Here is a 26,322-nt window from a genome sequence, read left to right on the forward strand (position 1 = left end):
ACGTAATAAAGTGTGATTATGTTGGATTAACTCCTAGGTTTTCTTATGTGAATGACCTTTTACATTGATTTCCTTTATGTATATTAGCCGAAGAACACAAGGGATAGAAATATCGAAATATGAGGGATGAAATTAAAATATTGCATACTGCAGATTGGCATTTGGGCAAAAAGTTAGAGCAGTTTTCGAGGTTAGAAGAACAGCGTCAATTTGTAGAAGAGATTATCTCTATCGCAGAAGAAGAGGAAGTGGATATCGTATTGGTGGCTGGTGATCTGTTCGATCAGTTTTCACCTTCAACAGAAGCTATCGAATTGCTATACAATGCCCTTAAGCGATTATCCAATCGGGGACAACGACCGGTAATCGCTATTGCGGGCAATCACGATAGTCCAGATAGAATAGAAGTCTCAGATCCCCTGGCCAAGGCCTGTGGTATTCTTATGATCGGTCATCCCCATGTTGAAGTCGATTTAGTAGATAATGGAGATAAATGGCGGATATCCAAATCCGCGCCCGGCTTTTTGGAAATAGAATGGGATCATATTTCAGTGCCTCTGCGATTGATCCATACTCCTTATGTCAATGAATATCGGATTAAGACATTTTTGGGCGTGGAAGATGTTTCTACGGAAATGCGTCAATATTTGGCCAAGGATTGGAATCACCTCGCTCAGACATTTTGTGATGAAAGCGGTGTCAATATCCTCATGACCCATTTATTTGTCATGGAACGAGGCAGTACAATGACAGAGGAACCAGAAGGAGAAAAACCCATAGTGATTGGCAATGCAGCCGTGGTTTATTCTGATAACTTGCCAGATAATATTCAATACGCAGCATTGGGGCATTTGCATAGATATCAACACATTAAAGGACAATCCTACCCCATAGTATATAGCAGTAGTCCATTGGCTTATAGTTTTGCAGAAGCGGGGCAGCAAAAACAAGTAGTGCTGATAGAGGCCAGGCCTCAACAGGATGTGGTAGTGCGACCTAGGGCATTGTCCTCGGGTAAGATATTACATCGTAAACGGTTTTCCGATATCGACAAATGTGTGGAATGGCTAGAATCCAATCCCGATACCTTAGTGGAGTTGACCATTCAAAGCGATGATTATCTCACCGCTCAAGATCGAAAGCGATTATACAATGCTCATCGCGGTATAGTCACCTTAGTGCCAGATGTGAAATTGGCAGGACAAAATACTGATTCCGCCAAATCTACCCTGAGATTGGATCAATCGATGAATACCTTGTTTGCACAGTTTTTTGAATACAAAATAGGGCAGCGACCTAGCAAAGATATTATGGAAGTTTTTAGTGAATTGTTAAATGATGATGCGGTATGATTCCAGTAAAATTATCGTTTAAGGGGCTGTATTCCTATCAAGATGAATTGCAGACCATAGAGTTTGGTCCTTTAATTGAAGCTGGCCTATTTGGTATTTTTGGAGCTGTGGGCTCGGGAAAGTCTTCTGTGTTGGAAGCGATTACCATGGCGGTATATGGTGAAAGTGAGCGTCTGAATAAAAAGGACGAGCGCAATTACAATATGATGAATTTGAAATCAAATGAATTGTTGATCGATTTTGAATTTGTAAATTTTGATCAGAAAAAATATCGATTTGCCTGCACGAGTAAGCGAAGTGGTAAACATCACAATAAGGTGGATACCTACCAACGCAATGCATATGTTCTGGAAGGTGAAGAATGGATTACACTGGGGCATGCCAATGGCGAAGAAGTGACGGGATTGAGTTATGATAATTTTAAACGGACGGTAATTATCCCCCAAGGGAAATTTCAGGAATTTTTGGAATTGACTTCCAGTAGTCGATCTAAGATGCTAAAAGATCTGTTTAAATTGGATAAGTATGATTTAGGGCTTCAGGCCAATTCTCTATTGAAAACCTGTCAGTCTGAATTGGCTTATCTTAAGGGGCAATGGTCTGGGTATGAGTCGGTGAATTCAGAACAAAAAGAACAGCGCGAGCAGGAATTGACGCTAATAAAAACCCAGATTCAACAAGGGCAGTTGGAGATGGAAGCATTGAAAAAACAATTGCGAGAGGAAGATATCATCCAAGAGTGGACAGAGGCCTTGAATGAACGTTTGAGTCAATGGTCTAAAGCTCAAGAGCAGTTGACTTATTATCAAGACATACAGAGAAGGGTGGAATTGTATAGAAATACCCATAAAATATTTAGTAATGATTTGAATTTGTGGAAGGAGTCTCAGCGGGAATTACTGGCTATGGAGGAGGATTTAAAATTGTTGAGAAAGGAAGAAAAACTAGCATCTGAGAAAAACAACGAACTGCAAACCAGATACGATGATTTAGTAGCCAAGTGTGATTTACATCAGGGGTTAAAGGAAAAAATATCATTTGCCAAAAGGGAGGCTAGAATTTTTGAACTCAACCATGGCATTGAAGTCCAGCGAAAGAGATTAATCAAAGGGGAGGATGCTTATTCTTCACTAAAGCAAACCATCGAAGAGATAGCATTATCTGCCGAAAAACACAGAAAGGAAGTTCAGAACTATCGACTGCAGTTGAAAGATAGGGAGTCTTGGATTCAGCTTCGCAATGACTGGATTCGTCGATTGGATCTATTGAAGAGAAAGGAAGCCTTATCTGTCAAGATTAAGACTTTAAAAGAGGGAATGGCCGTGACGAAAACCCATTTACTGAATCGTTCGAATGAGGTTGTGGGTTTTGATCTCGGGCAAGAATCCACATTGGTCTCTGAAGGATTGATCAGTCAATTGGCCCAGGTAAAGACGGAGATGAAGGCCAAGCAAGCAATGTTGCACCATGTAATGGTTATGCAGAAAATGTCAGAGTTTGCAGATGATTTGAGTGAAGGACAACCTTGTCCACTCTGTGGTTCGACCAGCCATCCAGCTATTGCGGATTTTCAAGCTTCGGCTCAGGAAGCAGAGGAGTTGAAAGAGGTCTTGAGGAAGTTGGAAGTCAAAGAGAAATCATTGACTGGATTGATCTTGGAATGGGAGCAGTGGGAAAAAGAAACCAAGCGTAGAATGCAAGAGGGGCAAAGTTTGGAAGAGGATTTAAAAAGCCTATCGTTGGAAGAGGAAAAGATTAAAAAATTGCTTGATATTCATCAATCTCAATTCCCTAGCTTAGAAATTTTAGAAGTACGCTTGGCCGAGAGTGAAGCGATGATGGTGAAATTGGAAGGATTGGAGAAGGAAGTCGAAGAAAAATTAAGTCAAGAAAAGCAACATCGCTCTCGTTTAGAGGTGTTTAAAACGGAATTGACAAAGATTCAGCAAACTATAGATCGATTGGAGGGGGAAAAGTTAGGTCAGGAGCGAGAGGTCTTAGCAGAGGTAGTTGTTGATGAGAAAATTAGTGATGGGGAATCGTGGATGAAATACGCGACGACTTTATCGGATCAACTGAGTCGGGAAGAGGGAGAGTATAAAATTATACAGAAAGAAAGAGAAGAATTTTTACAGAAATATCACCAACTCAGCGCTCGTCTCGAGGCGATGGAAGAGGTTTTTGTTAAAAGAAATATCCAACATAAGGGGTTAAAAGAAGCCATTGATAAAAAAGTAGCCCTCTCTGAATTTGAATCAATTGATGAGGTTCAAAAAATATTGGCCGAATCTTGGGATGTGGATGAGGAGATTAAAAAAATCGATAACTACTACAAAGAGTTACACGGTTTAAAGGTGGGTATTGAAGATCTTCGATCTCGTTTGGGGGATCGGGTTTTTGATGCAGATCAGTATGCGCTGCGAAAGAAAGCCCTTGTCGATATGGAGGTTAAAATGTCGGAGGCTAATGAAAGAAAAGCCTTGCTTCAAGAAAATATCCAGCGATTGAGCCGTCAGCTGGCAGAAAAGGAAAATCTCGCTAAAGATATAGCTGAAAAGCAATTACGCGAAGATAATCTCAAAGTGTTGACCGGTTTATTTAGAGGCAATGGTTTTGTAGATTTTGTTTCTACAATCTATTTACAAGAAATCGTAGAAATTGCCAATCGTCGGTTTAGAATATTAACCCATAATCACTTTGCCCTAGAATTGTCTGAGGATAATAATTTTTATGTCAGGGATTATCTCAATGAGGGGCATTTGAGAAGTGTGAAAACTCTTTCTGGGGGCCAGACTTTTCAAGCTTCACTTTGTTTGGCTTTGGCCATGGCTGAGACCTTGCAGCAGCAAAATCAATCCTATCAAAATTTCTTTTTTCTGGATGAAGGTTTTGGGACATTGGATCAATCTTCATTGGATTTGGTATTTGAAACCTTGAAATCATTGCGGAAAGAGGGGCGGGTCGTTGGAGTTATCTCCCATGTAGAATCACTAAAAGATGAAATCGATCGCTATTTGAGGATCGTCAATCACGCCGAGGGTGGCAGCAAGATATATGCTCATGTATAGTTGGGTACACGCAAGGCATTGCGTCTCTACCTTCCTCAAAATCATTATTTTTCTCTAAAAAAAGAGACAGTGGTTCAATCCGATGACCTCCTCATGGGCAAAATAAGTCTTATTGTAACCGGGAGTCCTCGTGATTTATTGAAGAACGAAGGGGGGCTGACCGTATATCATTCTTGTCTCTGTGGAAAGCCCTAAAAACTTGTAGGAAAAACCTTATCCATAATTATAAAAGTATTCGGTATAAGTCATATCATAAAATTTCCAATTATATCGTAGACAATCCTTTTAAATGGAATGAAGATGAATATTATATTGAATGAAATATCGAATTTTGTGAGCTAGTCGCAAGTTTTAAAAAATATTAGAATACGTAGAGACGCAATGCCTTGCGTCTCCAAAAGGAATATAGGTGGAGACGCAAGGCATTGCGTCTCTACGTTTCTCAAAATCGTTAATTTTCTGTATGAAAATGTGATGAATATGACATTCTAAAATCATTGTATACAGAAATAAAGGTTTGTCTATCCTAGATTCATTATATTATATAAATTTCAGAGGTCTAATTTTTGTTATGGTTTATGCATGGGTTGATGAACTATGTATTAAAACATATGGTTTAATAAATGAAATCATTGTTCATGTCTGAAAAATTTAAAGGTGAATATAGAATTGAATCTGCACGCAAAATAAATTGGAATTATGCTGAAGTGGGTTGTTATTTTATTACAATATGTACAGTAAAACACATTCCTTATTTTGGGTACATAAAAAATGGGATAATGTGTTTGAATGAGTTAGGAAGCATTGTATGGAATGAATGGCTAAAAAGCCCGACTTTGCGTCCTGATATGAATATATCCATAGGTGAATTTGTAGTTATGCCCAATCATCTTCACGGAATATTGAATATTGGAGATAATGAATACAATGCATCAAATCTAGTAATCGCAACTTCTTATGGACCTCAATGCAAAAATTTGCCATCTATCATAAGGGGATTCAAATCTTCTGTCACTATAAAGGCACGTAAGATAAATGTTGACTTCGCTTGGCAGCCTCGATATCACGACCATATAATTCGGACAAATAAGTCATATCATAAAATTTCCAATTATATTATAGACAATCCTTTTAAATGGAATGAAGATGAATATTATATTGAATGAAATATTGAATTTTGTGATTTAGTCGTAAGTTTTAAAAAAATATTAGAATACGTAGAGATATGACTGAATTAAGTTGCCCTTGGGGCAACCCGATGTCCTAAATGGACATCGGATGAAGGAACCGAACCCTCCGTGGTTCGGGTGGGTTGCCTTGCGTCTCCAAAAGGAATATAAGTGGAGACGCAAGGCATTGCGTCTCTACCTTCCTCAAAATCATTATTTTTCTCTAAAAAAAGAGACAGTGGTTCAATCCGATGACCTCCTCATGGGCAAAATAAGTCTTATTGTAACCGGGAGTCCTCGTGATTTATTGAAGAACGAAGGGGGGCTGACCGTATATCATTCTTGTCTCTGTGGAAAGCCCTAAAAACTTGTAGGAAAAACCTTATCTCTATTTCAAACTAGTCTCTGTATTTATCTATAAAATTATGTATAATTGGGTTTTATTTAGAAATATGGAATCATTGTTTGAAATGATTCCTGATTTGGCAATGATAATAAGGAGAATGATGGATAATGTAGTTGAAGATTTGATTATAGAGAAAATTGAATTATTTAAAGTAGCGCCGCGCTGGTTATTCTTAAAACTGACTACCAGATGTGGGATAGAAGGCTGGGGTGAGCCAGTGATAGAAGGGAAGGCCGATACCGTCATGGCCTGTGTCCAGGAGTTGCAGCAATATGTATTAGGTCGTTCGGCCATGGATACAGAAGATATTTGGCAGGTGTTGTACGGAGGCGGATTTTATCGAGGAGGGCCCATTCTGATGAGTGCCATAGCTGGAATTGATCAAGCCCTATGGGATATTAAAGGAAAATATTTGAATTTGCCGGTCTATCAATTATTGGGTGGTGCCGTTCGCGACAAAGTGAAAATGTATTGTTGGATAGGTGGAGATGATCCCTCTGTAGTTCTCGATCACGCCCATCAAAAAATGGAAGCGGGTTATTCCGCGGTTAAAATGAACGCTACCGGACCTATGGCTTGGATATCCAGTATATCAGAAGTGAAAAAAGTAGCCCGCAATATTGAAGTACTTAAAAAAGAATTTGGCAACGATTTGGATGTAGGACTTGATTTTCACGGTCGAGTTCACAAGGGTATGGTCAAACGGTTGATTGATGAATTGACAGAATTCGAACCGATGTTTATTGAAGAGCCTGTGCTGAGTGAAAATAATGAAGCTTTGAAGGCTATTTATAATTATACCAGCATCCCCATAGCCACTGGGGAGAGAATGTTTTCTCGATGGGATTTTAAGGCATTATTGCATTCTGGTCATGTAGATATTATTCAGCCCGATCTCAGTCATGCTGGAGGAATTTCCGAAGTGCGTCGAATAGCCGCAATGGCCGAGGCATACGATGTAGCATTGGCGCCACATTGTCCACTTGGTCCCATATCCTTGGCGGCTGCTTTGCATATTGATTTTACTTGCATCAATGCTTTTATACAGGAAAGCAGCATTGGTATACACTATAATCAAGGCTGTGATTTGTTGGATTATGTGGTGAATAAAGAGATGTTCGATGTCAATGAGGGGTATTTGACCCAGCCACAAGGTCCGGGATTGGGAGTGATAGTCGATGAGGATAAAGTGAGGTCAATGGCCACAGAAGGACATCAATGGGCCAATCCCGTTTGGCGAAACAAAGATGGAAGCTTTACAGAATGGTAGCATAATATTAGATTTTTCCAATTCAAAATGACGACAATATGATCTTTCTAGTTTCTCTTGTGTTGGCCTTGTTTTTACTGATTTACGGTATTGTTAAATTAAAAATCCATCCTTTTTTCGTTTTATTGGTGGTGGCTATATTGTATGGATTTATGACAGGTATGACTGGGGCTATGGTGGTGGAGTCCATAAATACGGGATTTGGAGATATATTAGGAAAAATAGGTTTGTTGATTTTATTTGGAGTAACTATAGGTGTCATACTTGAGAAATCAGGCGGTGCCATGGTTATTGCTAGTAAAATATTGAATATTATCGGTGAAAAATTTGTTCATCTGTCTATGTTGATTACTGGGTATATACTGTCTATACCTGTATTTGCCGATAGTGCATTGTTGATGATGAATTCACTCAATAAGGTGATGTCCAAACGAGCTGCTGTGTCTTATGCAGGAACGACTGCAGCTCTGGCTCTTGGCTTGACGGCATCTCATGTTATGGTGCCTCCTACACCAGGTCCAATAGCTGCGGCTGGAATTTTGGGAGCCAATCTTGGGGATGTTATATTGTGGGGGGTATTGGTCAGTGGACTGGCTTTGATTCCCTGTTATTTTTTCGCCAAAAAAATAGCTTCTAAAATTGAATTGCCTATTGTAATAGAAGCTGAAGAAGCCAAGGGTAAAAAACCTAAATTATGGCTGTCTTTACTGTCTTTGGTAATTCCTATATTATTTATCGTAGCCAAATCTATTATGGATTATCCCAGTATAGAAGTTCGCCCTGGATTTCTCAGTGGAGTAATCGAGTTTCTAGGTACTCCAGTCATAGCTCTCTTGTTAGGGGTGTTTTTGGCCTTGTTGATTCCAGAGAAATTGGATGAAAAGATATTTTCGGCCACGGGGTGGTTTGGTGAAGCTTTAAGAGTTGCAGCGCCAATTATATTAATTACTGGAGCAGGGGGGATTTTTGGAAAAATGTTACAAAATTCGGGAATAGGTGATGTGATCTCAGGTAGTATGAGTGATATTAATATTGGCCTAATTTTACCTTTTTTATTGGCTGCCTGTCTTAAAACTACCCAAGGTTCTTCTACTGTGGCACTGGTAACTACTGCCTCCATTATCGCTCCATTAATGCCAGCGTTGGGCTTGGAATCGGCTGTGATGAAAGCTATGGCTGTTTTGGCCATCGGGGCTGGATCTTCTGTTGCCTCTCATGTTAATGACAGTTTTTTTTGGGTAATCACTCAACTCACTGGCATGGATGTCAAGCAAGGGTATCAGATTCAAACATTGGGTACACTTATCTTTGGGGTGTCGGCCATGATCCTTATTTCTATCTTAACTTTATTTGTAAATTAATGTAAATCATGAATTGGATAAAATGTATTGTCATATGTTGTATAGCTTATGGTTGCAAGACAAGCTATAATAAGGATTTTAAAACGGTGGCAGATCAGTTTTTCATTGAAATATTAGACGATGAAGGCATTCAAGTGATTTCCCCAAATGCCGATATTGATATTGTGGCTTCTGGATTTCAATGGACGGAGGGACCGCTTTGGATTGAGGATGGGAATTATCTATTGTTTTCTGATATTCCCCAAAACAAGGTCTATAAATTGGATAAACACCTAGATACGTCTACTTATTTGTTTCCGTCGGGATTCTCCGGTGAAAACTTTACCGGCGAAGAGCCTGGGTCCAATGGATTGATTCTTGATGGACAGGGACGATTGGTATTGTTGCAACACGGCAATCGACAGATTGCGAGGATGAAGTCTACTATCGATTCTCCCAAGCCTGAATTCGAGAGTTTGGTCAGCCAATACCAAGGCAAGAGGTTGAATAGTCCCAACGACGGAGTAATGGATCATTTTGGGAATTTGTATTTTACCGATCCTCCTTATGGTTTGCCCAAACGGATGAAGGATGAAGAAAAGGAACTTGATTTTCAAGGGGTTTTTTGTTTGAAATCTGATGGTGAACTCCTCCTATTGGATACCTTATCTCGCCCCAACGGAATCGCTCTATCTCCAGATAAAAAGTATTTCTATGTTGGTGTATCAGATTCTAGACATGCCGTATGGTACCGGTATGAGCTGGGGCAACCCGGAGAGGTGGTCTCAAAGGAATTGTTTTTCGATGCAACTCCTTGGATTGGTAAGCCTGGATTTAAGGGAGGGCCGGATGGGTTAAAGGTAAATCAAATGGGCTATGTGTTTGCCACTGGTCCTGGGGGTGTATGGATCTTTAATCCATATGGCAAGCCGATTGCTAGAATTCGCACGGGGATGTCAACCGCTAATTGTGCATTTGCTCATCATGAAAAAACCTTGTTTATGACTGCTGATGATTTTGTCCTTTCGGTTCCATTAAAAAAGCGATAAACTTCTTCTGGTTCGTATAACATTATTTACCTTAAAAGAAATTCATTCAATCTCCAGTCCAATGTGCTGTATATAGAGGGAGGTATTCTATGAATGTGTTTTGATGTTTCCATAAAAGTGTAATCTCTTTCTCGTTTAATGGAATATTATTTCCATTTATGTATATAATTCCTTTATTGTTATATTGGTAAAGCAATGGTGTAATGCCAGTTGGTTTGTCATATACTTCAATTATTCTAATTAAAGTGGGTTTAAATTTCTTATAATTGACCTAGAGTCAAGTTGTTGTGGCCGTTTTGTTTTTTTAACAGAGACAATAATTCTAATCTTTTCTCTTATAATCAAATAGTCTATAATTCTAAGTAACCTATGGAATTCCCCCATTGGTATTGTTGATTTTTAAAAATTATTAAATTTTTTGTCGATTAATTATAAGTGTCTAAAAGACATTTGTGTAATAGATTTTGTCGGAATATTTTAACGGATTAATAAGTTTTGAAATATTTTGTTTTAATGTATATGGTTCTTTATAGATTTACAGAATAAAATATGGCTCAATTTAAATTTTTTAAATGTATTTATAATCCTAATTTATTGCAAATAATAGATATTTAAGTTTGCGTATAGTCTTTGTTGTGAAATATAGTATTGTATATTTTAAATAATATATTATATTTGATTTCTATCTTTCGAGTGAATTTTGTGATGATGAAGCCCTTTATTAATGTTAATAGGTGTTAAGATTGCTATGGGCGGTTATTGCGTGGTTCTACTTGTATTGATTATGTTGATTGTGTAATATTTTAAATGCTAAAGATTATGAGTAAATCTTTCCTTTATTATGAAAGGGTTGGTCTCTTTGTTGCGTTATTTTGCATTTTATTTCAAATGTCTTATGCAAAAGCTAATGTCAAAATTCCAGCCGATGCTAATTCCCCAAATCATTTATTGTCGACAAGCCAGCAAAGTTTGGTGTCCGTAAGCGGTACGGTGACCGATGAAAGCGGATTGGCCCTAATCGGTGTCAATGTCTTGGTAAAAGGTGTAGGAAAGGGAGTAGTGACAGATTTCGATGGAAAATATACCATCGAAGATGTCGAAGACAATGCTGTGTTGGTATTTTCTTATGTGGGATTTGTAAGTCAAGAGGTAGCTGTCGATGGAAGGTCTGTGATAGATGTGACCTTGGTTACTGATGCTGAAACCCTAGAGGAAATAGTAGTGGTTGGATATGGAGTTCAGAAAAAGGCCACGGTTACCGGTGCTGTAACAGCAACAAAGGGGGAGGAATTGAGTAAGTCTCCCAGTGTCAATCTTTCCAATAGTTTGGCGGGTAGACTTCCAGGAGTGACGGCCATACAATCGAGTGGAGAGCCGGGATATGATGGGTCAACCATTCGGATTCGGGGTTCCAATACTTTGGGTAATAGCAGTGCATTGGTGGTAATCGATGGTGTTCCAGATAGAGCAGGGGGATTGGAGCGATTAAATCCTGCAGATATTGAGAGTGTTTCTGTACTTAAGGATGCATCAGCAGCCATATATGGGGCAAGGGCAGCCAATGGAGTTATATTGATTACTACCAAAAGAGGGTCAAGTGGAAAGCCTCAACTTAATTATAGTTTTAATCAAGGGGTATCTCAACCTACTCGTATACCCGATATGGCGAATGCAGTTGAATATGCAGAAATGAATAATGAACTCGTTTTGTTTGATCAAATTCCAGCCGATCAGTGGAGTAATGCTTGGTCTGCCTTTAAATCTGATGGTGTCTATACAAGGACAGACAATGGAGCTGTAATTAATGCTCCTTTTTCTCCAGAAGATATATTAAAACACGGAAGTGGTTCCAATCCATGGACCCATCCCGATGAGGATTACTTTGGTTCAGTGCTTAAGGATTGGTCGCCACAAAGCAGGCATACCTTAAGTATAAGCGGAGGACTCGACAAATTGAAATACTATGCATCAATGGGGTATCAGAATCAAGATGCTTACTATCATAATTCTGCTACAGGGTACAAACAATACGACCTCAATGTCAATCTTGATGCAGAAATCAACGATTATATTAATACTACCTTCGGTATAACGGCACGCGAAGAAAATCGATTTTTCCCTACTCAATCGGCTGGTGCAATCTTTCGGATGTTGATGCGTGGTAAACCGACAGAGCACGTTGTCTATCCCAATGGTTTGCCTGGTCCAGATATTGAAAATGGTCAAAATCCCTATGTCATCACTACCAATGCTACCGGTTATGACGATGAAAAAAGAGATTACTTTCAAACCAATGGTAGTGTTACGATTAAGATTCCAGGTGTAGAAGGATTGAGTTTTAAAGGTTTGGCCGCTGTAGATAAGTATATTCGAAGAAGAAAGGTCTGGAGTACGCCATGGGATTTGTATTTCTGGGATAATACGACTTACGAAGCAGATGGTGTAACCCCAGTTTTGACCAGTTCAACTCGATCGACATTTTCCGATCCCAGATTGACTCAGCAAGATGAATCCACCCTCGATGTACTGTTGTCTGGTTTTGTGAATTACGATCGTAGTTTCGGCAATCACGAGTTAAACTTTATGGCAGCAGTGTCAAAGGAAACGAAGAAGGGAGATAACTTCAACGCTTTTAGACGGTATTTTATATCGGAGACCGTAGATCAATTGTTTGCCGGAGGTGATGCAGAAAAAGACAATGGAGGAGGGGCATTCGAAAGAGCTCGACTCAGTTATTTTGGTAGAGTGGGATACAATTATGGTTCTAAATATCTTGCCGAATTTTTGTGGAGATACGATGGATCTTATCTTTTTCCAGAAAATGGTCGCTATGGTTTTTTCCCCGGAATATTATTGGGATGGAATATCTCAGAGGAGGATTTTTTCAAAAACAATATTTCAGCCATTACCAATCTTAAACTGCGTGCATCTTATGGCCAGATGGGGAACGATCAAGTGTACTACAATAATACCTTGCAGGAATATAAATATTTGTCTACCTATGGATTCGGTAGCTATATTATCGATCAGCAGGTTACCAAAACATTATTTGAAACCGTTGTTCCCAATCCGGACTTTACTTGGGAGCTGGCTACCAATACCAATTTTGGATTTGATGGAGAATTGTACAATGGGATGTTTGATTTTACCTTTGAATATTTTTACAACAAGCGAACCAATATTTTATGGCAAGCTAGTGGGTCAACCCCTGGTAGTTCAGGGATAGCCAATTTACTGCCACCGCAAAATATTGGAGAGGTTGAGAATCGAGGATATGAATTTAGTGTGGGGTACAATAAAATAAAAGGGGAGTTCAACTTTAATGTAGGCATCAATGCGGGATACGCCAAGAATAAGGTTTTGTTTGCCGATGAAGCACCGGGAACTCCAGAATATCAACGATTTACCGGTCATGCCTTTGGCAGTAGTGGGTTCAACTATTTGGCCTATCAATACGATGGTGTATTTAAAGACTTTAACGATATCCAAAACAATGAATTGGATTACAGTGGATTTACCAATGAGTTGCGACCGGGGGATATGAAGTTTAAAGACGTTAACAACGACGGCAAATTAGATGCTGATGACAAAGTGAGATTGGATAAAAACAGAGATCCGAGATTGACTTTTGGTGCTAATTTTAGAATGAATTACAAAAATTTTGACGCAACCGTCCTTATGCAAGGTGCTACTGGAGGATTGTTGTATATCGGAACCGAATCTGGTGATATTGGTAATTATTTGAAATACAGCTATGACAACAGATGGACGGTGGATAATCCCAGTAGTGTGGATCCTCGTATAGCCAACCGAAACAATACCTACTATACTGGTAGCGGTGGTGGGGACAATACTTATTTCTTGCGTTCCAGTGATTATGTCCGAATCAAAAATGTAGAAGTAGGATATACTTTCACCAATGATTTAATCGGGAAAGTGGGTTTAACGGGATTGAGATTATACGTCAATGCCTTGAATTTGATCACTTTTGATGAGATGAAAATATGGGATCCTGAATCGACGAATTCAGCGGGGACATTCTATCCTCAAGCAAGAATTTTAAATGCTGGTCTAACCGTTCAATTTTAAAATGATGAAAATTATGAGAAAGAGAAATCAGATAAGCTTATATATATTATTGTGGTTGGGAGGCATATCCTTGTTTTCCTGTAACGATGATTTTTTGAATACCAAACCTTTGGATCAGGTGTCTTCTGCCGATGTTTGGGTAGATGGTTCATTGGCCGAAGCCTTTGTGACTGAAATATACAATGGACTGGGCAATGGTGGTTTTGATGAACAAATGTTGGCTTCGTTGTCTGATGAAGCTATGTTTACCCATACCGGACGTAGTATTAATACTATTAATGAGGGTATTTTAAATGCTTCCAATACGGGGTGGGTCAGTAATACCTATGCTTGGGATGCCATGTATGGACGGATTAGATCCTGTAATTTGGCTATTGAAAACCTTGCCGCCGCTACATTTGACGACGATGTGTTAAATGAGCGATTGGTCGGTGAGGCACAATTCTTGCGAGCCTATTTTTATCAACAATTACTTCGATACTATGGCGGTATACCATTGATTGAAAAATCTTATGGATTGAATGAAGACTACACTATTGCCAGAAATTCATATGAGGAATGTGTCAATTTTATAGTGTCAGAATGCGATGCGGCTGCCAGTAAGTTGGAGGGGAAATCTTTGGCCAAAGGCCGGGCTACGAAATGGGCTGCTCTTGCCCTCAAGGCTCGGGTTTTGCTTTATGCGGCTAGTGATTTGCATGATATCCCAACCGCATCAGCCAATTCTTCATTGATATCAAGTTATAGCAATCCCGAGATCTTGGGATATACTAGCGGAGATCGTCAACAGCGATGGCAGAGAGCCAAGGATGCAGCCAAAGTTCTTTTGGATGCCAATCAGTTTGGGTATAAAATAGGGTTGACAGAAGCTGTATCTCCTGATGAAGGCAGGAAAAATTATATATCTATGGCCATGGCCGGGGGAAGCCCTAGTCCAGACGCCGATCCAGCTGGTGAGTCAGAAATTATATTCGGCAGATACAACACTCCCAATAAGAATGAGAATATGAGAAGACAAGGATTGTATAACGGCCCCAATGGATATCATAATTGGGCGGGAAATACCCCTATCGGTCAAATGGTAGATGACTATGAAATGATGGATGGAAGTACTTTTGATTGGGACAATAGCCAACATGCTGCCAATCCTTATGAAAATAGAGATCCAAGATTTTACGCAAGTATTCTATACGATGGTGCGCCTTGGAAGCCAAGAGATCTGATTTCGGGAAGTGTGGACCCTGCCAATGAAATCCAAACTGGAGAATATGAAGGAAGTAGTGGAAATATTCCAGGTCTGGATACTAGGAAAAGTAGCATTGAAGATTGGAATGGAAGCTGGACTGGGTATTATTGTCGCAAATTTGTCGATCCAGATGATGGATTAATCGACAATAAAGACAATCAATTTATACCATGGCCATTTTTTAGATATACTGAAATGATGTTCAACTATGCTGAGGCCTGTATTGAGTTGGGGCAAGAGGAAGAAGCTAGGACTTATTTAAACCAAATTCGATTTAGGGCTGGAATGCCAGCGATTACAGCAAGTGGAGAGGAATTGGTTCGAATTTTTAGAAATGAAAAACGGGTGGAAATGATGTTTGAAGAACAGCGCTACCACGATGCGAGAAGATGGATGATAGCCGATGAAACACTGGGGCGAAAGGTTCAATACATCAATATTATAGGCACACTGAAGCCGGGGGCTAATCCTCCCACACCATATAAAAAAGACACCAGTCTATATACATATAAGTATACTGCTTCAGAGGTGAATAATCAAGAGGACCGACTGTGGTTGGATAAAATGTATTTTAGGCCCATTGCTCGAGATGAGATCAATAGAAATGATAAATTGATTCAGAATCCCGGTTATGATGAATAAATTGTAAATTGAGATAAGTCTTTTAAATAAGGCCTCCTATCCACCGATAGGGGGTCTTGGTATTATAGTAAAGCTGTGAAAATATGAATTATAGTATTTCTTTACTTGTGGCGGTTTTTTGGTTACTATTGATTTCTTGTAGATCTGACCCAAATGCAATTGCGAAGACCTCGAGTGAGATCTCGATTTTTAAGAGAATATCTCCAGCACAATCCAATGTAGACTTCGTCAATGCGATTGAAGAAGGGTTAAATACCAATGTTTTGATGTACGAATATTTTTACAACGGCGGGGGCGTGGCTATCGGCGATGTAGATCACAATGGATATGAAGATTTTTTTTTTACAAGTAATATGGGCAAAAATAAACTCTATCTAAATCAAGGCAATATGGTCTTTAAAGAAGTGGGGGAAAAGGCTGGAGTTGTCGGCCGCCTTGGCCCTTGGACTACGGGCGTGAGTATGGCTGATATCAATGGCGATGGTTGGTTGGATATATATGTGTGTAATTCTGGGAATGTGCCTGAGGAAAAAAAGAAAAATCAATTGTTTATGCATACCGGTCAATTACTGGATGGCATTCCTATTTTTGAGGAAGAAGGTTCCGCCTACGGCTTGGATATTGCCTCGACCTCTACTCAGGGAAGTTTTTTTGATTATGATAGAGATGGTGATTTGGATCTCTTTTTACTCAATCACAATCCCCATACCCTTCCCGTATTGGATGAGGCCAGTACGAAAGATATTCTGACGAGAAGAGATCCCGCTGGGAGTCAGCTTTTTAGGAATGATGATGGTTTTTTTGTAGATGTCAGTCAAGAAGCGGGGATAAAAAATTCTTCCCTTTCCTATGGTTTGGGATTGGGGATTTCCGACGTCAATGATGATGGTTATTTGGATGTATATGTTTGCAATGATTATACCGTACCCGATTATTTATACATCAATAATGGAAGGGGAGGTTTCGAAGATCAATTAGGAGAATATTTAGGTCATACTTCTCATTTTTCAATGGGCAATGACATAGCCGATATCAATAACGATGGATATCCTGAGATTTTTACATTGGACATGTTGCCCGAAGATCACGAGCGTCAAAACCTGTTGATGATGCCAGACAATTATGAAAAATTTGATTTTAATCTACGGATGGGGTTTCATCATCAGTATATGCGCAATATGCTGCATGTCAATAATGGCAATCAAACTTTTAGTGAGGTGGGGCAGTATGCCAATATTTCGAATACAGATTGGAGTTGGTCGGCTTTATTTGCCGATTTTGATAGGGATGGATGGAAGGACTTATATGTGACCAATGGATATTTAAGAGATTATACCAACCTCGATTTTTTAAAGTATATGAGTGATTATATTTTACATAATGAAGGTCAAATTCAACGGCAAAATGTATTGGATTTGGTCCATAAAATTCCCGCTTCCAATTTGGAAAATTACTTTTTTAGGAATGAAAAAAATTTCACTTTTAATAAGGTGGTTAACTATGTTGACGATGTTCAGCCCACCAATAGCAATGGTGCTGCATATGCCGATTTGGACAACGATGGCGATTTGGATTTAGTGGTCAATAATATCAATCAGGTGGCCACAATTCTTGAAAATCAGAGTGCCGGAGATGATGGATATCATTACCTAAAGCTTCGACTGACCATGGATGGCGGCAATACTCACGCCATAGGCAGCCGTGCTACAGTGTATACTGGCAGTGAAATACAGACTGCGGAAGTGATGCCGGTTAGAGGATTTCAATCCAGTGTTACCTATACTTTGTATTTTGGTTTGGGCGATGCCGATAGAATTGATTCACTATTGATTGAATGGCCAAATGGAGGACGAGAAATATGGCGTGATCAAGAAGTGGATCAATTATTAAGCCTTCACTATGATGCGAATGATGATGAGAAATCCATGGAAGATGAGCATAGAGGGATGGCGAAAAGCATTTGGACAAAAAACGGTGAAAAGGGAATAACAGGAAGGAGGGGAGGTCAGCGAGAAGAGGTGTCGTCATATTTTGTGGAAATGCCCAAACTCCTGTCTTTTTCCGAACCCAAAACAAAGATCAACGATTTTAAACGTCAACCCTTGTTGCCTAATTCATTGTCTTTTAATAGCCCCTGTATGGCTGAGGGTGATGTCAATGGAGATGGATTGTCCGATGTTTTTGTTGGCGGAAAACACGGTCAAATGGCTACTCTGTTGTTACAAATGCCAGATGGAAGTTTTACGAAACGCGGAATATTTGATTTTGAACTGCACCGAGATAGAGAAGATGTCGATGCAGTTTTCATAGATGTGGATGATGATGGTGATTTGGACTTGTATGTAGCCAGTGGAGGATATTTTCAATACAAGGCTGAGGATGAAAGATTACAAGATCGCCTATATGTCAATGATGGAGAAGGGGGATTTACCTTTGTCGATCAGGCATTGCCTCAGATGTTGACCAGTTCGGCCTGTGTTTCCCCTGCCGATATCGATGGCGATGGTGATGTGGATCTATTTATTGGTGGAAGGGTCATTCCCGGTCAATATCCCGTGAGTCCGAGAAGTTATATATTGAGGAACGATGGCGAGGGGACATTCATTGATGTAACAGCCGAGTTGCAAAAAGAATTGCTTCATCTAGGCATGGTCACTGATGCAGAGTGGTTAGATGTCAATGGTGATAAGGTCGTAGATTTAATGGTGGTCGGTGAATGGATGCCTATTCATGTTTTTGTAAATGTAAATGGTCGCCTAGAAAATCACAGTAATCAGTATTTTAAAAATTCTTATTCAGGGTGGTGGAATACTTTGTTGGTTGAGGATATCAACGGCGATGGGCGTGTCGACGTATTGGTGGGAAATCAAGGCGAAAATACACAGATTGTCCCGGGCCCTAATTCACCCATAGGGATGGTGTATAATGATTTTGATGACAATGGATCTATTGATCCTATTCTGACGAAGATGGTTGAGGGCAAGGAATATCCCTATGTGACCAGGGATGAATTATTGGATCAAATCACTATGATGCGCAGTAGGTTTACCTCTTATGCCAGCTATGCCAATGCTAGTTTGACTGAAGTGTTTAGCGAAAAAGAAATGGAAGGTGGGCAGCGTTTGGAAGCTCATAGTTTTAAAACCATGGCTTTTTTGCGATCGGCAGATGGGGGATATGAGGAGTTGGAACTGCCAGTAGAAGTGCAATTTTCTCCAATTTATGCCATCTTGCCGGTTGATGTTGAGGCCGATGGAAAAACCGATCTATTGTTTTTTGGGAATGCTGAAAATGCTCGATTGCGATTTGGTAAATACGATGCCAATATGGGTCTTCTTGTCCGACAATTTAATGGAAATCAATGGCAAGCTGTGAGTCAACTTGAATCGGGTTTTCAAATTCGCGGTGACGTACGCAGTGCGCTATTGATAAATAATGAATTGTTGATCGGTCATCATTCTGATGGAATATTATTGTTTCAATTGCAAGGACGGCAAGGAGAAGAATGAAGTCAAATGGAAACTGTATTTAAAATAATGTGAATCAATAGAGATGTTCTAGCTGTTATTTGAATGGATGATTCACTGTTGGATAATGTGATATTGAGGAGTTGAGTAGAGAGATTTGTTTTTTTGGGAATAGTAAATTGTAAAATTTTATGGTGGTTACATGGTTGCTTAGACGTCGGCGGCAAATACTGATCTTTTCTTTGATTTGGTTTTTAATAAATTGTACTTCATTTCATAAAGTTGAGGTGAAACCATTGCCAGGTAACGTAGTTGCAGATGTGATATCTACCATGACTGATATTATGGTTCACGATATTACCAATCCTCCATTGGCAGCAAGATTTTTTGCCTATGCATGTTTGGCAGGCTACGAAGTGATGTCGTTTAAGGATTCTTCTTATGCCTCTATGCATGAGGTTCTAAATCAATATCCAGTGGTGAAACACCCCATATCCAAATCTGAAGAGGTTGAGCTGACAGCGGTTCTCGCCATGATGGCCACGGCCGAAAAAATCATGCCTTCGGGCTATATCCTAGATTCATTGAGACAAAACCTCTTTGAAGAATGTGCTAGCAATGGCTATACTTCAGCCATGATTGAGGATTCAAAGGTCTATGCCGATGAAATTAGTCGCCAGATTTTAAAGTATATCAAAGAGGATGGTTATGATAAGATGAGTCAATATCCTCGCTATAGTCCTACGGAAGGCGAGGGGAATTGGTATCCAACACCTCCAGGGTATTTTCCACCGGTGGAGCCTTATTTTTCAACGATTAGACCGTTTATTTTAAATGCGGGAGATCAGTTTCCCGCTCAGGATATGATTCCTTTTTCGTCGGATGAAGATTCTCCATTTATGCAAGCTGTTATGGAGGTGTATAATGTTGAAAGAAGTGAGGAAGAAAAAGAGATTGCTGCTTTTTGGGATTGTAATCCCTTTGCACTGAAGGAGTCCGGACATTTGATGATTGGATTAAAGAAAATTTCTCCAGGTGCACATTGGATGGGCATAGCTAATATTGCCTGTGCCAAACAGGAATTGGATTTTAAGGAAACTATGTACGTAAACACCGTTTTGGCTGTCACCATGATGGATGGATTTTTGGCTTGTTGGGAATCTAAATATCGAACGGATCGAATAAGACCAGAAACCGTTATTCGTAAATACCTCGATCCCCAATGGAAACCCTTTCTCCAAACACCGCCATTCCCCGAGTATACCAGTGGTCATTCAGTGGTGTCAACGGCATGCGGTCATATTTTGACACAGTTATTTGGTTCTAATTTTGCTTTTGATGACACGGTTGAATTGAGGTTTGGCCTGCCGGTTCGATCCTTTTCTTCGTTTAAGCAGGCGGCTGAAGAAGCAGCCATTTCTCGATTATACGGTGGTATCCACTATATGGATGCTATTGTCGATGGTCAGGCTCAGGGACTGAAAGTGGGACAATATGCCGTAGAAAAATTGAATATTGAGATCAATAAATATGGGGACTAAGGGTATAGACCAGTTGTCGACTGAGAATTGGATGTGTAATATATGGTGTAATGGGCTGGATGTGTGGCGATCACAATATAGTAGGGTTATTGGACGGAATACTATAACCTAGAAAAATTCAAAATAGATATTTTGTGTTCAGAATTTAGGAATATTTATAATAGTACACAATAATGAAGGTAGGGAGAGTTATTTTTTACATGGCTTGTATGTTTTTAGTGAATTCTGTTCAAGCACAAGAAGGCAGGGATTTGAAAAATGTGATTTTAATTATCGCTGATGATTTGGGTTGGACGGATTTAAGTTCATATGGAAGTGACTTGCATGAGACGCCGAATTTGGATGATTTGGCCAGACATCATTTGAAATTTACTCAATTTTACTCGGCCAGTCCTGTTTGTTCCCCTACTCGAGCCTCAATTATTACGGGGAAATATCCTGGAAGATTACATATGACGACCCACTTTGAAAATTCTGGAGATTACAATGAAAAGCGCGGTTATCAGAATTTAAAAATGAATAAACCCAAGACTATTGGCAATCTACCTTTGACGGAGATAACCTTGGCGGAGACACTGCGATCCGCAGGATATTTTACCGCACATATAGGCAAGTGGCATTTGGGGAATTTTGATTATTATCCAGAAAATCACGGATTCGATATCAATATTGGAGGCACGGCTTGGGGGGCTCCAGATACCTATTGGTTTCCATTTGGAGGGAACAACTATCAAAAGCAACTGAGGTATATTCCAGGGATGGAGCTTATTTCTCAAAAGGGCGATTATTTAACAGATAGAATGACTGACCGTGCGCTGGAAATTATTGAGGCCAAGCAAGATCAGCCCTTTTTTATTCACATGTCATATCACAATCCCCATACGCCTATGGAAGGCAAGCCGGATTATGTAGAGTATTTCAAAAAGAAGGTCAGGCCTTCTATGCGTCATAAAAATTACATCTATGCGGCTATGATCGCTAGTTTGGATGAAAATGTCGGCAGGATATTGGATCGAGTGAAGGCATTAGGCCAAGAAGACAATACCATAATTATTTTTATTTCCGATAATGGGGGACGAGTGGGTACTTTTCAAGATTGGGAGACGGTGGCCAACAATGAGCCTTTGAGGTCGGGTAAAGGATCTCTGTATGAAGGCGGGATACGAGTGCCGATGATTGTCAAGTGGCCCGGACATACAGAGGGCAGGGGGGAGATTGATGAAGCCGCGATAACCAATGATATTTATCCTACCATTGTGGATATGTTGGGGTTAGATCCTGTAAAAGAGCAAACCGTAGATGGAGTTTCTTTGGTCGGTTTGATGGAAAATAAGGACGAGGTATTAGATCGGACTACTTTGTTTTGGCATTTTCCACATTATTACACTACGACTACCCCGGCTAATGCTGTGAGAAAGGGGGATTGGAAGCTCATACATTATTTTGAAGACGATAGGTTGGAGTTGTATAATTTGTCCAATGATATTGAAGAAAAAGTTGATCTGGCTGAAAAGTATGAAGATAAAGCGAATGAATTGTATGAGTTGTTACAAGGCTGGCGAGAAGAGACCAAGGTACAATATCCGAGTTTTAATCAAGACTATAGGCCGGAAGATTGGTAGGCGTTTTTAATTTCATTTAAGCTTTTTGTTGGGAGGTCTGGTATTGCGAGGAAACTGAGGTAGACAGTGGTGTTATCAGGAGGACTGAATTTTTTTTGCGCTATTGACCACAAAGGTCACAAAGGTTTACACAAAGGACAACAAGAATGATGACTGTAGACGATTGATTATTAATGGTTAATATGGCTATTAATAATTTGTTCTCACGGCATTTCACTCTATGGATTTATTGTATACATTAATGGTCAGTATTTTTCTCCACTACCGTTTTTATCAACCACATGAGCTTCCATGTCTTCCAACATCTTAGCTATCTTTTGTTTGATATCCCCAGAATACCGCAATACGTTTTTCTCCCATATATAACTGTATTTTTCGGCTACGGATTCTATCTTCTTCCCATCAACATTCTCTGTCTTTAGATTGATATACCCCGAGTTATATAGTTGTTCAATTACCTGTGTAAATATGGTGTTTATACGATTTTTTAATTTCTTGCTGCGGAAATTACTAATGGTTACATGATCGGGTTGAAGCATACCACACAACCACATGTATACTACATCCTCACGACATTCCCTCTCTAATACTCGGGACGAATACTCGCGGTTCAAAAAACCATACACCAATAGCTTGATCAATACTCTGGGATGGTAACAACTCCTCCCCCCGGGTTTATAGGTCGATATTATATCTCTTATATCCAACTCATCTACAAAACGGTTGATCATTCGCGCTGGATGATCCTCACTAATTAGATCTCCTAAATGATTGGGAAGCAGCCAACTTTGGGTTTGTTCACTTCCCTTGGAATTCAATTGTGGTGGCAATTTTCCTTTTTGTGTATTCATACCTTAATATAGGAAACATCCATCTTTTTTTCAATATGTATGGCAGCTTTTTAGCAGTTTCGTTGCATTAGAGAGTCACTTCATTCCATAATAACATAGGTCGATTAACGATCTGTGGATACCTTAAGAATGAAATGCCTTCAGTCGTCTTTTGAACAAAGGATTCACTTTTTAGAAAATATCTCTCAGAAGAGGTTGATCTTATTTTCTAATCTGACCATTCCCAAATACGTAATACTTATTGGTGACCAACTGTTCCAGCCCCAAAGGTCCTCGGTGGTGAAGCTTGTCTGTACTAATGGCCAATTCTGCACCTACTCCCATTTGTCCACCGTCGGTAAATCTAGAGGAAGCATTCATATAAACAGCAGCACTGTCCACTTGTTCCATAAACGCGAGGGCTCTGTCTTGTTGTGTCGTCATAATAATGCTGGAATGTCCTCCAGAATATTGATTGATTTTGTCGATGGCTTCTTCCATACTGTCGACCGCACCAATCACTCCTTTTAGTGCCAAAAATTCTTCGTACCACACACTTTCGTCTTCGAGGCTTGGTTGATCTTTAAGGATTTCTTTGACATTGGAATCCACTAAGATTTCAACATTTTCCTTGGCCAATATTTCCTGTAATTCGATAATCTTGTCCGAGAAATTGGGGATGGATTTGTCGATTAATATTTTATCCAATGCATTGCAAGCCGATATTTTATCGGTTTTGGCATTTAGTATAACTTTTTTGCTTTGTTCCCAATCTGCATCTTTGTCGACGTATACAAAATTGTTGCCACGGCCGCTGACCAAGACTGGGCAGGTGGCGTGCTCTTTGACAAAGGCGATTAATCGTTCTCCTCCTCGAGGAACGATAAGATCAATAGGTTGATTAGGATTTTTTAAGAATTCCTGTGTAGCGGTCCGGTTGAAATTTAGATATTGAATCCAATCCTTATCCAAATTGTTCTCTGACAGAGCTTCCTGCCAACAATCGACCAATGCGAGGTTGCTATTAATGGCTTCCTTGCCCCCTTTGAGCAGTATTTTACTGTTGGCTTTGAAGGCCAAGACTGCTGCTTCTATAGTTACGTCAGGTCTCGATTCATAAATGATCATAATGGTGCCAAAAGGAGAAGTCTTATTGATGATTTCCAATCCATTGTCTAGATTGGTCTTTGACTTAACCATACCTACGGGATCGGCTTGATCGTGGACTTCTTGCACTGATTTAATCATGGTATCGATTTTTTTATCATCGATTATGAGTCTGTCGTACATGGCGCGATCCTCAGGATCAAATGCGTCTAAATCCTTTTGGTTGGCGGCTAAGATAACGGCTCTTTTTTTATCTAATTGGGCCATCATTGATTGAAGGACATTGTTTTTCGTTGTCGTATCTAGGAGTTTCATAATTATTTTTTGAATGATTTCAAATTATGCTTAGTCGTCTTCTCAATTATATAGCCCAACGTATAAGGGCAATATAAGTTTACCAAACAAATTTAAAATCCCTATTTCAATAAAAATAGATTAATTCGAGAATCTTGTCCCTATTTTTTTGCCATGGACAATGTCGAGGATTACGTTGTCTCTCGATCCATTGGCAATGACGGTAGGAATGTTTTTGGCTGCTGTAGCTTTGGCTATTTTGAGTTTGGATGCCATTCCACCTCGACCTTCGGCTTCCCCTTTTTCGTTTTCTTGGATGTATTGTTCTACATCTTGATCCACGCTCACATTCTTAATGAGTTGGGTGTTGGCGTCATCTGGGTGTCCGGTGTACAATCCGTCGATATCGGTCAGCATAATAAGCATATCAGCCTCTATCAATTCGGCGACCAAACTGGCCAATTCGTCGTTGTCTGAAAACATGGATTTAGTAACAGATACGGCATCGTCTTCATTGGCGATGGGAATTACTCCCTCTGTCAATAATCCTTCATAGCAATTGATCATGTTTTCGCGGTGAATACCTGGATTAAAATCCCGCTTGGTAGCCAAGACTTGAGCGCATTTCATACCATAATCTCGAAATAAGTTATAGTATAATCTCATGATACGGGGTTGCCCAATAGCAGAAAAAACTTGTCTTCTAATGGACTTATCCTTTAGTTTGCTTTCGCCCAAAACCTCCATACCTGCGATGACAGATCCCGAGGAAATGATAATACACATTATTTCTTCTTCATAGAGTTGTGCTATTTGATGCACTAACTGTCGCAATATCGGTCGCACAATTCTATTGTCTCGATTGGTCATTACATTAGTACCAACTTTAATAACTATTCTCTTTTTATAACTCATAACTTATTTTTTGCCCAATTCTTCCGCTCGATTAAAGGCGGCAAAAGCGGCTTTTTGAATCAATTCACTTACATTGTCGTTTTTGAGGGTATTAAGGGCAGCTTCTGTAGTGCCTCCTTTCGATGCCACTCGTTGCATCCACTCTGCAGGTGTAATTGTGTTTTCTTTAAAAAGGGTTACAGCGCCGTCGAAGGTTTGAGCTACTATTTCGCTGGCGTTTTCCTTAGAAAAACCCATGTCTTCAGCAGCCTTCATCATGGCTTCCATAAAATAGAAAACATAAGCGGGGCCACTTCCGGAGATCCCTGTAGTAGCATCAATTTCACGCTCACTATTCACCTTTAAAGCCATGCCGGTTGTGCTTAGTAGTTGATGAATATCGCCGTATTCACTATCTGTAATAGAATCTGGTCCGGTATAAGAAGTCACACCCTTGCTAACTTGCGCTGGCAAATTGGGCATTGTTCGAATTACTTTTTTCACGCCAAGTCCTTCTTGAATGGTCTTTATGGTTACCCCAGCCATTAGTGAGACAAAGATTTGGTCTTGATTAATTTTGTCTTTGATAGAAGTCATTAAGCTATCGGCATGGTAAGGTTTGACAGCAATTATAATGACATCTGCATTTGAAATGCAGTCGTCGAGATTGTCAAAAACCAAAAATCCGCCGATGGCTTTAAGTTCGGTTACTTTTTCAATGGAGGCGTCCATGATCATCAAGTCGTTTTGACTTAAGAAGCCTGACTTTGATATTCCATTGGCATAGGTTAAACCCATGTTTCCACCACCAATTACGAGTACTTTCATTTTAAATATTATTTACTTTATAATGTTTCTTTTGCAGTATTTTTACCTATGAATTTTTGCCAAATTCGAGCGCAAGGTATAAAGAATTATAGCGCAAATACCATGCAA

The 26,322-nt window shown here is 39.7% G+C and carries 17 protein-coding genes; 13 read left to right on the forward strand and 4 right to left on the reverse strand.

All coding sequences use genetic code 11. From position 1 onward, the window contains the following. Window positions 1-119: 119 nt before the first annotated feature. The 13 genes from LVD51_RS06635 to LVD51_RS06695 all read left to right on the forward strand — a co-directional run bounded on the left by LVD51_RS06635 (window position 120) and on the right by LVD51_RS06695 (window position 22,261). Complete coding sequence (locus tag LVD51_RS06635) at window positions 120-1,352, forward strand: metallophosphoesterase family protein (RefSeq protein WP_236970421.1); 1,233 nt, start codon at window positions 120-122, stop codon at window positions 1,350-1,352. Next, complete coding sequence (locus tag LVD51_RS06640; protein ID WP_236970422.1) at window positions 1,349-4,420, forward strand: SbcC/MukB-like Walker B domain-containing protein; 3,072 nt, start codon at window positions 1,349-1,351, stop codon at window positions 4,418-4,420. Before LVD51_RS06635 ends, LVD51_RS06640 begins: the two co-directional genes overlap by 4 nt. After that, the gene (locus tag LVD51_RS06645; RefSeq protein ID WP_236970423.1) at window positions 4,421-4,615 is read left to right on the forward strand and encodes a hypothetical protein; all 195 of its coding nucleotides are present in this window, start codon (window positions 4,421-4,423) and stop codon (window positions 4,613-4,615) included. A gap of 428 nt (window positions 4,616-5,043) precedes the next feature. Then, complete coding sequence (locus LVD51_RS06650) at window positions 5,044-5,586, forward strand: transposase (protein ID WP_236970424.1); 543 nt, start codon at window positions 5,044-5,046, stop codon at window positions 5,584-5,586. A gap of 112 nt (window positions 5,587-5,698) precedes the next feature. Further along, the gene (locus LVD51_RS06655; protein WP_236970425.1) at window positions 5,699-5,953 is read left to right on the forward strand and encodes a hypothetical protein; all 255 of its coding nucleotides are present in this window, start codon (window positions 5,699-5,701) and stop codon (window positions 5,951-5,953) included. A 142-nt stretch (window positions 5,954-6,095) separates the two neighbouring features. Beyond that, window positions 6,096-7,265: a galactonate dehydratase gene (gene dgoD, locus LVD51_RS06660; RefSeq protein WP_394803158.1), complete on the forward strand. Its 1,170-nt coding sequence runs from the start codon at window positions 6,096-6,098 to the stop codon at window positions 7,263-7,265. A 38-nt stretch (window positions 7,266-7,303) separates the two neighbouring features. Further along, on the forward strand, window positions 7,304-8,626 hold the full coding sequence (locus tag LVD51_RS06665; protein WP_236970427.1) for a GntP family permease: 1,323 nt from the start codon (window positions 7,304-7,306) through the stop codon (window positions 8,624-8,626). 8 nt (window positions 8,627-8,634) lie between these two features. Next, the gene (locus LVD51_RS06670; RefSeq protein ID WP_236970428.1) at window positions 8,635-9,654 is read left to right on the forward strand and encodes an SMP-30/gluconolactonase/LRE family protein; all 1,020 of its coding nucleotides are present in this window, start codon (window positions 8,635-8,637) and stop codon (window positions 9,652-9,654) included. Window positions 9,655-10,542: 888 nt separating this feature from the next. After that, window positions 10,543-13,743, forward strand: coding sequence for a SusC/RagA family TonB-linked outer membrane protein (locus LVD51_RS06675; RefSeq protein WP_236970429.1), 3,201 nt, complete (start codon window positions 10,543-10,545; stop codon window positions 13,741-13,743). Between the two features lie 13 nt (window positions 13,744-13,756). After that, a complete protein-coding gene (locus LVD51_RS06680) occupies window positions 13,757-15,631 on the forward strand; it encodes a RagB/SusD family nutrient uptake outer membrane protein (protein ID WP_236970430.1) in 1,875 nt (624 codons plus the stop codon). A gap of 83 nt (window positions 15,632-15,714) precedes the next feature. Then, entirely contained in the window at window positions 15,715-19,140 is a 3,426-nt protein-coding gene (locus tag LVD51_RS06685) for a VCBS repeat-containing protein (RefSeq protein ID WP_236970431.1), read from the forward strand. A gap of 149 nt (window positions 19,141-19,289) precedes the next feature. Beyond that, complete coding sequence (locus LVD51_RS06690) at window positions 19,290-20,639, forward strand: vanadium-dependent haloperoxidase (protein ID WP_236970432.1); 1,350 nt, start codon at window positions 19,290-19,292, stop codon at window positions 20,637-20,639. Window positions 20,640-20,812: 173 nt separating this feature from the next. After that, window positions 20,813-22,261, forward strand: coding sequence for a sulfatase (locus tag LVD51_RS06695; protein ID WP_236970433.1), 1,449 nt, complete (start codon window positions 20,813-20,815; stop codon window positions 22,259-22,261). 245 nt (window positions 22,262-22,506) lie between these two features. Here the strand turns inward: LVD51_RS06695 and LVD51_RS06700 are convergent, their stop codons facing one another. The 4 genes from LVD51_RS06700 to proC all read right to left on the reverse strand — a co-directional run bounded on the left by LVD51_RS06700 (window position 22,507) and on the right by proC (window position 26,214). After that, a complete protein-coding gene (locus LVD51_RS06700) occupies window positions 22,507-23,112 on the reverse strand; it encodes a transposase (RefSeq protein ID WP_236970434.1) in 606 nt (201 codons plus the stop codon). Between the two features lie 201 nt (window positions 23,113-23,313). Next, window positions 23,314-24,513, reverse strand: a complete 1,200-nt coding sequence (locus tag LVD51_RS06705) for a glutamate-5-semialdehyde dehydrogenase (RefSeq protein ID WP_236970435.1) — start codon at window positions 24,511-24,513, stop codon at window positions 23,314-23,316. A gap of 120 nt (window positions 24,514-24,633) precedes the next feature. Beyond that, window positions 24,634-25,407: a glutamate 5-kinase gene (gene proB / locus LVD51_RS06710; protein WP_236970436.1), complete on the reverse strand. Its 774-nt coding sequence runs from the start codon at window positions 25,405-25,407 to the stop codon at window positions 24,634-24,636. Between the two features lie 3 nt (window positions 25,408-25,410). Next, on the reverse strand, window positions 25,411-26,214 hold the full coding sequence (gene proC, locus LVD51_RS06715) for a pyrroline-5-carboxylate reductase (RefSeq protein ID WP_236970437.1): 804 nt from the start codon (window positions 26,212-26,214) through the stop codon (window positions 25,411-25,413). Window positions 26,215-26,322 lie beyond the last annotated feature (108 nt).

This window comes from Membranihabitans marinus (assembly GCF_021729155.1).
Lineage (GTDB): Bacteria > Bacteroidota > Bacteroidia > Chitinophagales > Saprospiraceae > Membranihabitans > Membranihabitans marinus.